Annotated in this window: 15 protein-coding genes; 9 read left to right on the top strand and 6 right to left on the bottom strand. The window is 66.7% G+C overall.

The genetic code is table 11. The features are described 5' to 3' along the window. The first annotated feature begins 20 nt into the window (after positions 1–20). From IB243_RS20400 to IB243_RS20385, 4 genes are all read left to right on the top strand, one after another. Positions 21–1,238 (top strand): M20 aminoacylase family protein, encoded by a 1,218-nt coding sequence (locus IB243_RS20400; protein WP_192428986.1) that lies wholly within the window; start codon positions 21–23, stop codon positions 1,236–1,238. A gap of 116 nt (positions 1,239–1,354) precedes the next feature. Further along, positions 1,355–2,452, top strand: coding sequence for a M14 family metallopeptidase (locus IB243_RS20395; RefSeq protein ID WP_192428984.1), 1,098 nt, complete (start codon positions 1,355–1,357; stop codon positions 2,450–2,452). 244 nt (positions 2,453–2,696) lie between these two features. Continuing rightward, the gene (locus IB243_RS20390; protein WP_192428982.1) at positions 2,697–3,704 is read left to right on the top strand and encodes a helix-turn-helix transcriptional regulator; all 1,008 of its coding nucleotides are present in this window, start codon (positions 2,697–2,699) and stop codon (positions 3,702–3,704) included. A 225-nt stretch (positions 3,705–3,929) separates the two neighbouring features. Then, a complete protein-coding gene (locus IB243_RS20385) occupies positions 3,930–5,567 on the top strand; it encodes a tannase/feruloyl esterase family alpha/beta hydrolase (RefSeq protein ID WP_225585110.1) in 1,638 nt (545 codons plus the stop codon). Here IB243_RS20385 and IB243_RS20380 read toward each other — a convergent pair. Then, complete coding sequence (locus IB243_RS20380; protein ID WP_010462941.1) at positions 5,548–6,450, bottom strand: LysR family transcriptional regulator; 903 nt, start codon at positions 6,448–6,450, stop codon at positions 5,548–5,550. The genes IB243_RS20385 and IB243_RS20380 overlap by 20 nt on opposite strands. Before the next feature lie 78 nt (positions 6,451–6,528). Here IB243_RS20380 and msuE point away from each other — a divergent pair, with 78 nt between their 5' ends. The 3 genes from msuE (at position 6,529) to IB243_RS20365 (ending at position 9,283) form a co-directional block, all read left to right on the top strand. After that, positions 6,529–7,122 (top strand): FMN reductase, encoded by a 594-nt coding sequence (gene msuE / locus IB243_RS20375; protein ID WP_192428981.1) that lies wholly within the window; start codon positions 6,529–6,531, stop codon positions 7,120–7,122. 47 nt (positions 7,123–7,169) lie between these two features. Next, a complete protein-coding gene (locus IB243_RS20370; RefSeq protein WP_192428979.1) occupies positions 7,170–8,180 on the top strand; it encodes a DUF1852 domain-containing protein in 1,011 nt (336 codons plus the stop codon). Positions 8,181–8,257: 77 nt separating this feature from the next. Then, a complete protein-coding gene (locus IB243_RS20365) occupies positions 8,258–9,283 on the top strand; it encodes a methionine synthase (protein WP_056165138.1) in 1,026 nt (341 codons plus the stop codon). Between the two features lie 141 nt (positions 9,284–9,424). Here IB243_RS20365 and IB243_RS20360 read toward each other — a convergent pair whose 3' ends face one another. The 4 genes from IB243_RS20360 to IB243_RS20345 all read right to left on the bottom strand — a co-directional run bounded on the left by IB243_RS20360 (position 9,425) and on the right by IB243_RS20345 (position 13,321). Further along, a complete protein-coding gene (locus IB243_RS20360; protein WP_192428977.1) occupies positions 9,425–10,591 on the bottom strand; it encodes a mandelate racemase/muconate lactonizing enzyme family protein in 1,167 nt (388 codons plus the stop codon). A gap of 47 nt (positions 10,592–10,638) precedes the next feature. Beyond that, a complete protein-coding gene (locus tag IB243_RS20355) occupies positions 10,639–11,337 on the bottom strand; it encodes an SDR family oxidoreductase (protein ID WP_192428975.1) in 699 nt (232 codons plus the stop codon). After that, a complete protein-coding gene (locus IB243_RS20350; RefSeq protein WP_192428973.1) occupies positions 11,327–12,301 on the bottom strand; it encodes a tripartite tricarboxylate transporter substrate binding protein in 975 nt (324 codons plus the stop codon). The genes IB243_RS20355 and IB243_RS20350 overlap by 11 nt, the downstream gene beginning before the upstream one ends. 81 nt (positions 12,302–12,382) lie before the next feature. After that, positions 12,383–13,321 carry a dihydrodipicolinate synthase family protein gene (locus tag IB243_RS20345; RefSeq protein ID WP_192428971.1) on the bottom strand — a complete coding sequence of 313 codons (939 nt, stop codon included), beginning with the start codon at positions 13,319–13,321 and terminating at the stop codon, positions 12,383–12,385. Positions 13,322–13,437: 116 nt separating this feature from the next. Here IB243_RS20345 and IB243_RS20340 point away from each other — a divergent pair, with 116 nt between their 5' ends. After that, positions 13,438–14,388 carry a LysR family transcriptional regulator gene (locus tag IB243_RS20340; protein WP_192428969.1) on the top strand — a complete coding sequence of 317 codons (951 nt, stop codon included), beginning with the start codon at positions 13,438–13,440 and terminating at the stop codon, positions 14,386–14,388. A 42-nt stretch (positions 14,389–14,430) separates the two neighbouring features. Here IB243_RS20340 and IB243_RS20335 read toward each other — a convergent pair whose 3' ends face one another. Continuing rightward, on the bottom strand, positions 14,431–14,820 hold the full coding sequence (locus IB243_RS20335) for a tautomerase family protein (RefSeq protein ID WP_192428967.1): 390 nt from the start codon (positions 14,818–14,820) through the stop codon (positions 14,431–14,433). Positions 14,821–14,920: 100 nt separating this feature from the next. Between IB243_RS20335 and IB243_RS20330 the strand changes: the two genes are divergently transcribed. Further along, the gene (locus IB243_RS20330; RefSeq protein ID WP_192428965.1) at positions 14,921–15,778 is read left to right on the top strand and encodes a LysR substrate-binding domain-containing protein; all 858 of its coding nucleotides are present in this window, start codon (positions 14,921–14,923) and stop codon (positions 15,776–15,778) included. Positions 15,779–15,783: the final 5 nt, after the last annotated feature.

Here is a 15,783-nt window from a genome sequence, read left to right as displayed (position 1 = left end):
AGATCGTAAGGACACATATCATGAACGTTATCGACTCCATCGTCACCCAGGCGGCCAGTATTGCAGCGGTGCGCCGGGACATTCACGCGCATCCCGAGCTGTGCTTCGAAGAGGTGCGCACCGCCGACGTGGTGGCCCAAAAGCTCACCGAATGGGGGATTCCGATCCACCGCGGCCTGGGCAAGACGGGCGTGGTGGGCATCGTCAAGGGGCGCGACGGCGGCGCCAGCGGCCGGGCCATCGGCCTGCGCGCCGACATGGACGCCCTGCCCATGCAGGAGTTCAACACCTTCGCCCATGCCAGCAAACACCAGGGCAAGATGCACGCCTGCGGCCACGACGGCCACGTGGCGATGCTGCTGGCCGCGGCGCAGCACTTTGCCAAGCACCGCAATTTCGACGGCACCGTGTATTTGATCTTCCAGCCCGCGGAAGAGGGCGGCGGCGGTGCCCGCGTGATGATCGAGGACGGCCTGTTCGAGCAGTTCCCCATGCAGGCCGTGTACGGCATGCACAACTGGCCCGGCATGCCGGTGGGCACCTTTGCCGTGAGCCCCGGCCCGGTGATGGCGTCGACCAGCGAATTCAAGATCGTGATCCGCGGCAAGGGCGGCCATGCAGCGCTGCCGCACACCGGCATCGACCCGGTGCCGATCGCCTGCCAGATGGTGCAGACCTTCCAGACCATCATCAGCCGCAACAAGAAGCCGGTGGATGCGGGCGTGATCTCGGTCACCATGATCAACGCGGGCGAGGCCACCAACGTGGTGCCCGACAGCGTCGAGTTGCAGGGCACCGTGCGCACCTTCACCGTCGAGGTGCTGGAGCTGATCGAAAAGCGCATGCGCCAGATCGCCGAGCACACCTGCGCGGCGCACGACGCCACCTGCGAATTCGCCTTCGTGCGCAACTACCCGCCCACCGTCAACTCGCCCGCCGAGGCGGAGTTCGCGCGCAAGGTCATGACCGAGATCGTCGGCGAAAGCCATGTGCTGCCCCAGGAGCCCACCATGGGCGCCGAAGACTTTGCCTACATGCTGCAGGCCAAGCCCGGCGCGTACTGCTTCATCGCCAACGGCGACGGCGCGCACCGGGAGATGGGCCATGGCGGCGGCCCCTGCATGCTGCACAACCCGAGCTACGACTTCAACGATGACCTGATCCCGCTGGGCGCCACCTACTGGGTCAAGCTGGCCGAGCAGTGGCTGGCCCAGCCAACGACGGCTGCGACGGCCTGAGCACCACCACCGCTCTGCAACCGTTGATTCTGGTTCTGTCTTGAAACCCTGGGCGCCCTGTGTGCCCCGGGTTTTCTTTTGTCCCCCTCCCCCCCCGACCCCTGAAAGCCCCGCCCATGATCGGCATCCCCAGCGCCTTTTCCTCCAGCTACGCAGAGGCCCGCACCAAGCTCCTCGAAGCCGCCGCCGCGGCCGGCCTGCCCATCGAGTCGCACGCCCACCCGCTCAAAGGCCGTGACGGCGAGGACCTGGCGATGGACGTGGTGCGGGACGGCCCGGCGGATGCGAAAAAGCTGCTCATCGTGAGCAGCGCCTGCCACGGCGTGGAGGGCTACTGCGGCAGCGGCGTGCAGGTGTTCGCGCTGCACGACCAAGAGTGGCGCGACAAGGCACGCGCCGCTGGCGTGGCCACGCTGTACATCCATGCGCTCAACCCCTACGGCTTCTCGCACGTGCGCCGCTTCACGCACGAGAACGTGGACCTGAACCGCAACTTCCAGGACTTCAGCCAGCCCCTGCCTGTGAACAAGGCCTACCGCGAAGTGCAGCCCCTGCTGCTGCCCGAGCAGTGGCCGCCCTCGGCCGAGAATGCCGCCGCGCGGCAGCAGTACATCGACGCCCACGGAGAGGCCGCCTGGCAGGCCGCCATCTCGCAGGGCCAGCACGAGTTTCCGCAGGGCGTGTTCTTTGGCGGCACCGAGCCCACCTGGAGCAACCGCACGCTGCGCCAGGTGCTGCGCCAGCACGGCGCCAACGCATCGCACATCGCCTGGATCGACCTGCACACGGGCCTGGGCCCCAGCGGCCACGGCGAACGCATCTACGCCGGCAAGGACGACGCCGATTCCGTGGCGCGCGCCCGTGCCTGGTGGGACGGCGGCGGCACCACGCCGGTCACGTCGATCTACGATGGCTCCTCGACGTCGGCCTTCCTCACCGGGCTGATGTGGAATTCCGTCTACGACGAGTGCCCCCATGCCGAGACCACGGGCATCGCGATGGAATACGGCACCGTGCCGGTGCTGGAGGTGATGGACTCGATCCGCGCCGAGCAGTGGCTCAACCTGCACCCGGAGGCACCGGCCGAGCAGCATGTGCAGATCAAGGCGCAGATGCTGGCCGCGTTCTACACCGACACTGAAACGTGGAAGGGCCAGATCGTGAGCCAGGCGCGCCAGTCGATGTTCCAGGCGGTGGATGGCCTGGCCCGATAGATAGGTCTAATCGACCTCTAGCGCTTAACCATTAAGCGCAAGGCGCTATAAAAAATATAGTTTCTGGTGGATGTGAGACCGTTTGCGATGCGGCGTGCGGGGCGCACGGCGGCGCGGGTGCACGCTCTGCGCGGGCCGGGGGCGTCGGCGTCGTGCGCGCGGCGGCTACCATCGCCCAAAAACCAGGAGACCGCGCCATGGCCATTGCACCCACCTCGCTGCGCGCAGCGCAGCACCCGCTCCGATGAGCGTCGCAGGCCCCCAGCCCGGCGCAGGGCCGCACCCCGATGCCGTGCGGGCGCTCAGCCGCAGCCTGCTCGCGCTGGGGCAGCTGGCGCGGCACACGCAACCCCAGGACATGCTGCACCAGGCCCTGCAGACGCTGCAGGCGCTGGTGCCGTTCGACTCGGCCTGGTGGGGCGAGATGTCGGCAGGCGATGTGCACACCAGCCCTCGCAACTGGCTGCATGGCAGCATGGGCCTGAGCCAGAGCTTCGCGCAGGAATGGAATGAACTGTCTGCCGTGGACGAGTTCGCGCGCCAGTCCATGAGCCGGCTCGGCGTGGTGATCCGCGAACGCGACGTGACCGGCGACATCGCCGAACACGCCGAGGTGTTGGCGTTCAGCGAGCGCCATGGCCTGTACCACTGCATGGCGCTCACGGCCGAGCTGCCGCACAGCGGCCTGCTGTTCTTCGTCTCGGTGTACCGCCCGCAGACCCGCACCGAATTCACCGACCAGGAGACCGTGCTGTTCGGCGAGTTTGTCGTGCACCTGCTGCAGCACTGGCACCACCGGCTGCAGGCGCTGCAAAGCGATTCGCCCAGCCGCCCGTGGGACAGCTTTGCGCTCGCCGAGCCTTCGGGCGATCTGCTGTTCGCGGGGCTGCGCATCAGTCTGGCGCTGGGCGAGGCCCACCCCGACTGGGCCGGCACGCGGCTGCCGACGGCGGTGGTGCAAGACCTCGCGCGCGCGCCGTGCACCGTGGCCGTGGGCAAGGCCTGCCGCCTGCGGATGGAGCCCTGCGGTTCGCTGGTGGCCATCAGCATCGCATCGCGCCACCCGAAGTCGCCGCTGGCGCCGCGCGAACTGAGCGCGGCCATGCTCTATGCGCAGGGGCGCTCGCACAAGGACATCGCCGCCACGCTCGGGCTCACGCCCGCCACCGTGCGCACGTACCTGCGCACCGCCTATGCCGCGCTGGGGGTGAGCAACAAGCTGGAGCTGGTGGCGGCGCTGCGCACCGCCTGAGGGCGTTCAGCACACTTGGTACCTCGGTCTTCCTGCCGAGTGTTGGTGGCCGTGCGGGTCGATCCCGGCGCTCGGTAGTTTCCCGGGCCCTCTGCATTTGCAGAGGCTGCAACCGCGGCTTCTTTTTCTATCGTCCGCACCGGAGCCGAAAGGGCTGCGTTGGCGGTGCTGCCGCGCACAGCCCTTGCGGCTCCTGAAGAACCATCATCACAGGAGACGCATCCCATGTTCCCGAGCACATCCCGCGCCACCGAGGCGCACCGCCGCAGCATCCCCGGCCCTGTACACGCAGGGCGATGGGCCGCCCGAACCCTGGGCGCCAGCGCGGCCCTGGCGCTGGCGGCCTGCGGCGGTGGCGGCAGCGACGCCCCGCCCCTGGCCGCCAAGCCCCTGGCCGAAGCCTGCGCCGCCTACACCTCGGCCGCGCTGCCCCATGGTGCCAAGGTCACCCGCACCGAGGTGCGCAAGGCCGACAGCACGCTGCCCGACGCCTGCATCGTGCGCGGCGAGATCGTCTCGTCGCCCGAGTCCACCATCAACTGGGCGGTGGAGCTGCCCACGCTCGCGCAGTGGAACGGCAAGACGCTGACCATCGGCGGCGGGGGCTTCGACGGGTTCATCCCCACCGACGACCCCTGGTACCAGCAACTCGTGGGGCCGTCCGCCCACGCCTACGTGAAGATCAGCTCCGACTCGGGCCACCAGATTCGCGGCTTCGCCTGGGGCAAGAGCGATGTCGCGCTGCGCAACCATGCGTTCGACGCGAACCATTTCGTGCTCGAGGTCGGCACGGCGATCGCCACCGAGTTCTATGGCAAGCGCCCCGCGCGGCGCTACCACATGGGCCATTCCAACGGCGGGCGCTCCGGCCTCATCGCCACGCAGAAGTACCCCAAGGACTACGACGGCGTGGTGGCCATGGAGCCCGCCATCAGCCAGCAGGCGCACCAGGTCAACCTGGGCCCCACGGTGCTGCGGCACATCTTCAAGAGCCGCGACAACTGGCTCAGCCCCGCCAAGATCGCGCTCTACGCCACGGCCGAAACCGCAGCGTGCGACGGCCTGGACGGCCTGAAGGACGGCATCATCGGCAACGTCGAGGCCTGCAGCTATGTGCCCACCGACCTGCTGTGCAAGGGGGCCGACAGCGACACCTGCCTCACCGCCGGGCAGATCGAATCGATCCGCCTCATCTACAGCGACCATAAGACGCCCGTGACCCTGTCGCGCGGTGCGGTGGGCTATCCGCGCTACGGCCGGGGCGGGGCGTCCACCTCGGACTGGCAGTCGTACATGTTCGGCACCAGCTTCGACGCCCCCGATTCGTTCAACCACATGGCCGTGACGGAAGCCGCGCGGCTGGTGGAGGGCAACCCCAACGCCAACATCCTGACGCACGACCCCACGCAGTACCAGGCGCAGTACGCGCGGCTGGCCGAGATGATCGACGCGACCGACCCCGACATCTCCGCCTTTGCCGACAACGGCGGCAAGCTGCTGATCTGGTATGGCCTGGGCGACACCTGCGTGTCGGTGTACCGCACGGCGGACTATTTCGACTCGGTCAAGCAGCGCCTGGGCGCCAGCAAGGTGCAGGGCTTTGCGCGCATGGTCACCTCGCCCTCCAACGGGCATGACCTGGACGGCGCGGGCACCGAGCCGCGCTCCATCGACCTGCTGGCGGCCATGGATGCCTGGGTGGAAAAGAGCACGGCGCCCGACAAGCTGGTGGCCACCCGATTCGCGGGCGACGGCACCACCCCCGTCGCCCAACGCCCGGTCTGCGAGTTTCCGAAGTTCCCGCGCTACAACGGCACGGGCGACCCGGCCAAGGCCGAGAGCTTCACCTGCTCTGCGACGTAGGCACCGCGGTGCGGGCCAGTTCGATGAAGGCCCGCACGTAGTCAATGGCGGTGTCCGTCTCGCGTGCCCCGAGGAAGATCTGCTTGGCGATGCCGCGCACGCCCAGCCGGACAGGCACCACATCCATCTTGGCCGCGTACTCTTGCACCAGCCAGCGCGGCAGGGCGGCCACCCCGCGGCCGCTGGCCACCATCTGCAGCATGATGTCGGTGGTTTCGATGGCTTTGTGGCGCTTGGGCGTGACACCGGCCGGCAACAGGAACTGGCTGTAGATGTCCAGGCGCTCGATGTCGACGGGGTAGCTGATGAGCACTTCCTGTGTCAGCTGCTGGGGCTTCACATAGGCCGCCGAAGCCAGGGCATGGCCCTTGGCCACCACGAGCACCTGCTCGTAGTCGAACACGGGTTCGAACTTCAGCCCTGGCTTGAACAATGGGTCGGGCGTGACCAGCAGGTCGATCTCGAAGCCGAAGAGCGCGCCGATCCCGCCGAACTGGAACTTCTGCTTGACGTCCACGTCCACGTCAGGCCATGCGGCCAGATAAGGGGATACCACCTTGAGCAGCCACTGGTAGCAAGGGTGGCATTCCATGCCGATGCGCAGCGCACCGCGTTCGCCCTGCGCAAACTGGCCCAGGCGCTCTTCGGCCAGGTCCAGCTGCGGCAGCACGCGGTTGGCCACTGCCAGCAGGTACTGGCCGGCCTGCGTGAGGCGCAGGCTTCGACCTTCGCGCAACCACACGTCGGTGCCCAGTTGCTGCTCCAGCTTCTTCATGCTGTGGCTCAGCGCCGACTGGGTGAGGTTCAACACGCCCGCGGCGGCCGTCAACGATCCTTGCTTCTCAACCTGCTGAACGATGCTGAGGTGAATGCGTTCGAGCATTTTTAATGAACCGTATTCATGGATTTATGAAATAAGACCATTTTACTTCATGGTTTGCAGCAACTAGCATCCCCTCTCATGAACGCACATACAGCACATCCCCTGCGCATCGTCGCAGTCTCCGGCGGGCTGCAGCGCCCCTCCAGGTCCGCTGCCCTGGCAGAGCACCTGCTGGACCTCATCGCCGACGAGCGTCCCTGCGAACAACGCCTGATCGACCTGGGCCAGCTCGCACCGATGTTCGCTGGCGCGGTCTGGCGCGATCAACTGCCCAACGCCGTAGAGCGGGAATTGGCGGCGGTCGAGCAGGCCGACATCCTGGTGGTGGCGACACCGGTGTACCGCGGCTCTTATGCGGGGCTGTTCAAGCACTTCTTCGACTTCGTTCACCAGGACGCCTTGATCGACACGCCTGTGCTGCTGGCCGCCACCGGCGGCAGCGAGCGCCATGCGCTGGTGATTGACCACCAGCTGCGGCCGCTGTTCAGCTTCTTCCAGGCGCGCACGTTGCCGCTGGGCGTGTATGCGACCGACAAGGATTTTGTGGACTACCGGTTGCAGAACCAGGCCCTGATCGACCGGGCCAGACTGGCCGTCCAGCGGGCATTGCCGCTCATGCCGTTGGCGCGCCCCGCCCAGCCCTCGCTGGCCGACGAAGTGGCCCTGGCCTGAAACAAGCACCGGCCTTTCCCTCCATCCATTCAAGCCACTGGACCGCCATGAACGACGAACTCAGCTTCAGCCTCAAAAGCATATGTTTCGATGAAAACTATGAGCCATCGGACAGCACACGCATGACCACCAACTTTGCCAACCTGGCCCGGGGAGCCAGTCGGCAACGGAACCTGCGCAACACGCTGAAGATGATTGACAACCGCTTCAACAACTTGGCGCATTGGGACAACCCGACGGGGGACCGCTACTGCGTCGAACTCGAGATCATCTCGGTCGAGATGAGCATAGATGCCAAGGCTGGCAATGCTGCCTTTCCGCTGATCGAGATACTGAAAACCTGCATCCTCGACAAGAAGTCGGACCAACGCATCCCTGGCATTGCAGGGAACAATTTCTCCTCCTACGTGCGCGACTACGACTTCAGCGTGCTGCTTCCTGAGTACAACGCCCACCGCGCGCAATTCAGCACGCCCGATGATTTTGGCGACCTGCATGGAAAGCTGTTCCAGCAGTTCGCCAATTCGAGCATCTACAAGGAGCGCTTCGGCAAGCCGCCCGTCATCTGCATCAGCGCTTCGACCAGCAAGACCTATCGACGCACCGGCAATCAGCACCCGGTACTGGGCATCGAATACCAACAGAGTGGGCTGTCCTCAACCGACCAATACTTCGCAAAAATGGGGATGCAGGTCCGCTTCTTCATGCCCGCGAATGGCGTTGCGCCGCTGGCTTTCTACTTTCAGGGAGACCTGCTGGGCGACTACACGAGCCTGGAGTTGATCGGCACCATCAGCACGATGGAAACTTTTCAGAAGATCTACCGCCCCGAGATTTACAACGCCAATTCAGCGGCAGGGCAACTCTACCAACCGAGCCTGAAGAACGAGGACTATTCGTTGACGCAGATCGTGTATGACCGGGAAGAGCGCAGCCAGCTGGCGGTCAAGCAGGGCAAGTTTGCGCAGGAGCACTTCATCCGGCCGTACAAGAAGGTCCTGGCGCAATGGACTGGTGCTGCTGCTGCTGCTGCAGTTGCCCAAGCCCACGCCCACTGAATACTCGGCTTCCATCGCCGGGCCAAAGTCCCGGAATATGCTCACCCACCCCTCTTTTGCTTCAAAGGAATTGTCAGATGTTTGAAACCTCCATCGCAGGCAGCCTGCCCAAACCCGCCTGGCTGGCTGAAACCAACAAGCTCTGGCCCCAGTGGATGGCCGAAGGCGATGCGCTGCGCCAGGCCAAGGCCGACGCCACCCTGCTGTGGATCAAGGCCCAGGAAGACGCGGGCCTGGACATCGTGGGCGACGGCGAGCAATCGCGCCAGCACTTCGTGCACGGCTTCCTCGAGCAGGTCGAAGGCATCGACTTCGAGCACAAGGTGAAGATGGGCATCCGCGACAACCGCTACGACGCGATGGTGCCTCAGGTGGTCTCGGCCCTGCGCCTGAAGGGCCGCGTGCATGCCTTCGAGGCACAACTGGCGCGCGCGCACACCAGCAAAAAACTGAAGTTCACCCTGCCCGGCCCGATGACCATCGTCGACACCGTGGCAGACCGCTTTTACGGAGACAAGGTCAAGATGGCCTTCGCGTTTGCGGAGCTGCTCAACCAGGAAGCGCTGGCGCTGCAGGCCGATGGCGTGGACATCATCCAGTTCGACGAACCCGCCTTCAACGTCTACATGAAGGACGCCGCCGACTGGGGCGTGCAGGCGCTGGAGCGCGCAGCGCAGGGCCTGACCTGCACGACGGCGGTGCACATCTGCTACGGCTACGGCATCAAGGCCAACACCGACTGGAAGAGCACCCTGGGCGATGAATGGCGCCAGTACGAGGCAGTGTTCCCCGCGCTGGCCAAGAGCAGCATCGACCAGGTGAGCCTGGAATGCATCCATTCCCATGTGCCGCCCGACCTGATGAAGCTGCTGGCCGGCAAGGACGTGATGGTCGGCGTGATCGATGTGGCGAGCGACGTGGTCGAAACCCCCGAGGAAGTGGCGGACACCATCGCCCGGGCACTGGAGTTCGTGCCCAAGGAGCGGCTGTTCCCTTGCACGAATTGTGGTCTGGCGCCCATGGGGCGGGACGTCGCCTGGCGCAAGCTGAAAGCGCTGGCAGAGGGCACAAAGCTGGCCAAGGAACGGCTCGCCGCGGCGTAACGCCAGCCAGGTTGTCTTTGGTGTTGCGCCCGCTGGATGACTCCGTCAGGCATCGGAAACTGAAGTGGCCGCCAACGCGGCCACTTCAAATTTCATAGCTGCCAGCGCTTGCCTAAAAAGCGCTGGAGCCCCATTTCACTGTCAAGACGCCAGCGCGCGCATCTCCGCGATCAGGTCCGACTTGCCCTCGAAGCCGATGCCCGGCAGCGGCGGCAGCGTGACGTAGCCGTTTTCGACCTTCACGCCATCGGGGAAGCCGCCGTAGGGCTGGAACAGGTCCGGGTAGCTCTCGTTGCCGCCCAGGCCCAGGCCCGCGGCAATGGCCAGCGACATCTGGTGGCCGCCGTGCGGGATGCAGCGGCTGGGGGACCAGCCGTGTTCCTTGAGCATGTCCAGCGTGCGCAGGTACTCCACCAGGCCGTAGCTCAGTGCGCAGTCGAACTGCAGCCAGTCGCGGTCCTTGTGCATGCCGCCGTGGCGGATCAGGTTGCGCGCGTCCTGCATCGAGAACAGGTTCTCGCCCGTGGCCATGGGGCCTTTGTAGACCTCTCCCAGCTTGGCTTGCAACTCATAGTCCAGCGGGTCGCCGGCTTCCTCGTACCAGAACAGCGGGTACTGCGACAGGGCCTTGCCATATGCGATTGCGGTGGCCAGGTCGAACCGGCCGTTGGCGTCCACCGCCAGCTGCTGGCCCGGGCCCAGGATCTTGAGCACCGACTCGATGCGCTCGCAGTCCTCGGCCAGCGTGGCGCCGCCGATCTTCATCTTGACCACCGAGTAGCCGCGCGCCAGGTAGCTTTCCATTTCACGCTGCAGCGCTTCGAGTCCCTTGCCGGGGTAGTAGTAGCCGCCCGCCGCGTAGACGAACACGCGCGGGTTGGGCGTGCCGTTGCCGTAGCGCTCGGCCAGCAACTGGAACAGCGGCTTGCCCGCTATTTTTGCCGTGGCGTCCCACACCGCCATGTCGATGGTGCCCACGGCCACCGAGCGCTCGCCGTGGCCGCCGGGCTTCTCGTTGATCATCATGCGGGCCCAGACCTTGTGCGGGTCGATGTTCTCGCCGGTGGCGTCCAGCAGGCTGGCGGGCTCCGCCTCGAGCACGCGCGGGATGAAGCGGTCACGCATCAGCGCGCCCTGGCCATAGCGGCCGTTGGAGTTGAAGCCGTAGCCGATCACCGGCTTGCCGTCGCGGATCACGTCGGTGACCACGGCCACCAGGCTGAGCGTCATCTTCGAGAAGTCGATGTAGGCGTTGCGGATGTCCGACTTGATGGGACGGGTCGATTCGAGGATGTTGACGATCTTCATGGTGGTCGTGGTGGTGGATGAAACAAAAAAGAACGGAGTCGAAGCGATCAGCGGGCGAGCGACGAGCCCCCGCAGATCGCGATGTCCTGCCCCGTGATGGCGGCGGCAGGGTCGGAAAGAAGAAAGCCCACCAGCGCGGCGATCTCGGCCGGCTCGATCAGCCGGCCGATGGGCGGCAGGCGCGGCGCACTCCCGGCGCGCGCCGGGTCGTTCAACATGCCGGTGGTCGTAGCCGCGGGGGAGACCACGTTCACCGTCACGCCCTGCGCGGCCACCTCGGCCGCCCAACTGCGCGCCAGCGCGATCAGCGCGGCCTTGGTCGCGGCGTACTGCCCACGCCCGGCCATGCCCTGCGCCACACGGCTGCCGATGAACACCACACGCCCCCGGCCGCGCTGCGCCATGCCGGGCACGATGGCGTCGGCCAAGCGGGTGGCGGCGTCCACATGCAGGCGCCACATCAGTTCGCCGCCCGCATGATCGAGCTGACCCAGCGGCCCCACGCGCAGCACGCCGGCCGCATGGACCAGCGCGTCTACTTCAGGCAGTGTGGCGGCCACGCGGGCGATGTCGGCACCATCGGCCAGGTTGACGGGCGTGTGGGTGAACGACGGATGGACGACCGTCGCCTGGGCCACGTCAAGGCCTGTCACGCGCCAGCCGTCTGCTAGCAGCGATTCGGCGATGCTGCGGCCTATGCCGCTGCTGGCGCCGGTGACGAGGGCGTGGCGGGTGTTACTCGACACGGATGTTCCCTTCGGTCACGATTTTTTGCGACCGCTCCATGTCGCTACGCTGGAACTTGGCGAAGTCCTCGATGCTGCCCGGCGTGGTGAGCAGCCCCTGCTCGCGCAGCTTGGGCGTCATTTCGGCCAGTGCCTTGTTCACCTCGGTGTTCAGCCGCTGGGCGATGTCCGCCGGCAGCTTGGCCGGGCCCCACAGGCCGTACCAGCTGTAGAACTCGTAGCCCGGGATCGTCTCGCCCACCGTGGGCACGTCGGGCAGGCTGGCTGCGCGCTGCGCGGAGGTGACGGCCACCACGCGCAGCATGCCGCTCTTGTGGTACTGCAGCGAGCCGAGAATGGGGTCGATGAAACCGTCGATCTGCCCGCCGATCAGGTCCTGGAACGCAGGCGCCGTGCCCTTGTACGGCACGATCAGGTAGTCGAGCTGGCCAGCGCGCTTGAGCAGTTCGGTCGACAGGTGCCCGGCCGACCCGATGGAGCCCACGGCAAACGTCATCTTGCCGGGGTTGGCCTTGGCATAGGCCATCAGCGACTTGATGTCGGTGACGGGCAGGTTCTTGTTGATGGCCACCGACAGCGGCGCCTTGGCCACCAGCGCCACGGGCGTGAAGTCCTTGACCACGCCGTAGGGCACGGACTTCATGGTCATGGGCGCGGTGGTGAAGGTGGATGCGTTGAACAGCAGCGTGTAGCCGTCGGCCGGCGCCTTGGCCACCACGTCGCCGCCGATCACGCCGTTGCCGCCGGGCTTGTTCTCCACGATGAAGTTCTGGCCCATCTGTTCGCCCAGCTTCTGCGCGAGTTGACGGCCCACGGTGTCCAGCGTGCCGCCCGGCGGAAAGGGGATGACCACCCGCACCGGCTTGGTGGGGTAGGCCTGCGCAAAGCTGCTGGCTGCCATTGCCAGCGCTGCGGTGCCCAGGGCTGTGCGCAGGACTGTTCGAAGGAATCGATTGCGTTGCATGGTGTCTTGTCTCCTTGTCGGTTTTCTTGTGTTCTCTCCAGGCGCGGGGGACTCAAGAGTCCCCTACCTTGCAGGGGCCGCTCAGCGCGTGAGCAGACCCGCCTGCTTCACCGCCGCGCGCAGGGCCTCGACTTCCTTCGCGTTGGGCGCCTCGGTCGGTGGGCGCACGGTGGCGTCGTCCAGCACGCCGGCCAGGTACATGCCGCCCTTCATGCGGGCGTGGGCCTCGCCGGTGGGCTCGCCACCGCCATACACCGCGTCCTTCAGCGGCGTGATGACGGCCTGCACCGCCATGGCCTTCTTCAAATCACCGGCCTTCACGGCGTTCCACAAATCGATGATGAGCTGCGGGATGAAGGTGGCAAAGCCCACCAGCGCGCCGTCCACGCCCTGCACCATCGAGGCCAGCAGGTACTCGTCGTGGCAGGTCAGGATGGCCTTGGACGCATCGGCCTCGCGGATCGCCTGGATGTCGCGGGCGTACTTGTTCATATCGCGCTGGCCCACCTTGAAGGCCTGCAGGTAGGGCAGCCGGGCCAGGTCGGCCAGCAGCTGCGAAGAGTACGAGGCGCGCGTCCAGGCGGGGTAGACGTGGCAGACCAGGTCGGCACTGGGTGCGGCCTTGTGGATGGCCTCGAAGTACTGCAGCGCATGGCCGGGCGTGAAGCCAAAGCGCAGCCAGTGGTGCGGGGGCATCACGTCGAGCGCCACGGCGCCCGCCTCGACGGCGGCGCGGGCATGCTCGGCCGCATCGGCCAGGCCTTCGCAGACGATGGAGGAGATCACAGGGCAGCGCCCCTTGAGCTCGTCGGCCACGATGCGGGTGACCTGGGCGCGCTCGGCCGGCGTCAGCGAAAAGACCTCGCCCGTGTGGCCGTTGGTCATGATGGCCACCACGCCCTCGTGGCCCGCCAGCCAGGCGGCGAGCTTGCGCAGCGCGGGCTCGTCAATGCGGTGGTCGGGGGTGAAGGGGCACGAGATGGCGGGGATGATCCCGCGATAATTCGAGATGGCAGGCATGCTTTTTTGTCTCCGTGTTGGAAGGCTGGTGAACTACGGGGTGGATCATTTCCCACCCCGTGCCCGCGGTCCAATACTTCAATCGCATACAACTATCGCAAGGCGGGAACGCACCCATGGGCCCTGGCAACCGACCGCTGGATCTGGAGTGGCTGGAGGACTTTCTGGCCCTGGCCGAGACCGGCAATTTCTCGCGCGCGGCCGAGGCGCGCTCGATTGCCCAGCCCGCATTCAGCCGCCACATCCGGGCGCTGGAGGACTGGGTGGGCGTCGAGCTGTTCGACCGCAGCGCGCACCCCGCGGCGCTCACGCCCGCAGGCCAGCGGTTCTTGCCGCTGCTCGAGGCCATCCTGGCCAACCTGGAGGCCGCGCGCATCAAGGCCCGCGCCGCGCACGACGTGGCCGCGGCCAGCCTGCGCTTTGCGGCCACACACGTGCTGTCGCTCACCTTCTTTCCGCGCTGGCTGGTGGGCATCGAAGCCCGGTTGCAGATGGGCCCCATCCAGACCATGTCCGACAGCTCGCACGCCTGCGAGGACCTGATGCTGCAGCGCCGCGTGCAGTTCGTGCTGTGCCACGGCCACCCGGACGTGCCGGGCCGGCTGGACGAGGCGCAGTACCCGGTGCTGCGCCTGTCGGACGATGTGCTGCTACCGGTGAGCGCGCCCGTCCCAGCGTCGCCCGGCCAGCCGCTGCACGCCATCGTGCAGCAGGACGCGGTGCCCGTGCTGGCCTACAGCGAGGCCTCGGGCCTGGGCCGCATCATGCGGTCGCGCATGCGCCACCTGTTCAGCGAAGGCCCGGACGCCGCCATGCCGCAAGGGGTGTCGGTGGTGTTCACCGCGCACCATGCGGTGCTGCTCAAGACCATGGCCCTGGAAGGCCGCGGCGTGGCCTGGCTGCCCGAGAGCCTGATCACCGATGAACTCAAAGCCGGCACGCTGGTGGCCGCAGGCGGCAGCGACTGGAGCCTGCCGGTGCAGATCCGCCTGTACCGCCAGCGCGCCGAGATGTCGCCCATGGCCGAGGCGGTGTGGGAGCTGTCCGCATCGCTGGCGGCGGCCTGAGGCCTCTGCCGCCCACGTGCGCTGCGGGTGCCGAGTGCTGCGTTACGCAGGCTGCGCGTACTGCGCCAGGCCGTGGCCGAAGGACCAGTTCTCCTTGGCCACTTCCACGATGTTCACGAACACGTCTTCGGGCCGGAGGCCCGGGCTTTCGCCCAGCAACTGTGCGATGCGCGCGAACAGCGCCTTCTTCTGCTCCAGCCCGCGCGTGTTGTTGGCGGTGATCTGGATGAACACCACATCGTCGCTGCGCGCCACGCCCAGGTAGGTGGGGCTGTAGCGGAAGTTCGCGGCGTCGTGCTCGGTGATGGTCATGAACTGGTCGTCCTCGGGCACGTTGAAGGTCTCGCGCATCGCGCGGTACAGCGTGTCGAAAATGGCCTGGCGGTAGGCTGCGGGCTTGCCGGCGCGCATGGCAATGTGGATGAGGGGCATCGCAGGGTCCTTGGTGAACAACAACAAAAAGGAAGAGGCTGGCGAAATGCTATCCATATGAATATGCTATGGATATCTATTTCAGAAATGTCGAAATCAAATGGTTGAGCGATCCCTGGACCTGGATGCCGTCGAGGCCTTTGTGCGCATCGCCGAACTGGGCAGCTTCACCCGCGCGGCAGAGGCCATGGGTACGGCGCAGGCTGCGGTCAGCCTCAAGCTGCAGCGGCTGGAGGCGCGCCTGGGCTGCAGGCTCATCGAGCGCACGCCGCGGCATGTGCAGCTGTCGGCCCGGGGCGCGGCGTTTCTCGAACATGCCCGCGAGCTTTTGGCGGTACACGACCGGGCACTGGCCTCTTTCGTCCAGGCCCGCCAGCGCCTGACCATCGGCATCAGCGACCACGTGGCCGGGCCCGAGCTGCCCGCGCTGATCGCCCGCATGAATGCGCAGGACCCGCAGCTGTTGATCGAGATCCGCATCGGATCGTCCGGCGATCTGCTGCAAGCCTACGACCGGCGCGAGCTCGATGCGGTGCTGGCCCGCATGCACGTGGGCCGCAGCGATGGCGAGCTGCTGGCCGAGGAGCCGTTCGGCTGGTTCGCGGCCCCCGGCTGGCAGCACCGCTCGGGCGAGCCATTGCCGCTGGCCACGCTGGCCGAGCCCTGCGGTGTGCGGGCGATGGCGGGTCGGTCGCTGGATGCGGCGGGCATCGCGTGGGCCGAGGTGTTCGTGGGCGGCGGTGTCGCTGCCGTGGCGGCCGCGGTGATGGCCGGGCTAGGCGTGGCGGCGCTCGCGCCGCGCATGCTGCCGCTGGGTGCGGTGGAGGTCGGTGCGCGCCTGCGTTTGCCCGAGTTGCCGCGCCTGCCGGTGCTGTTGCACACGCGCATCACGGACGGCCGGCCCTACGCAGCGCTGGCGGCGCTTTCGGCGGCATTCCGCAGCGCGGTACGGGGATAACGCAC

It is taken from the genome of Acidovorax sp. ACV01 (genome assembly GCF_014851495.1).
GTDB classification, from domain to species: Bacteria; Pseudomonadota; Gammaproteobacteria; order Burkholderiales; family Burkholderiaceae_C; genus Acidovorax; species Acidovorax radicis.
This window is presented reverse-complemented; position numbering and strand designations above follow the sequence as displayed.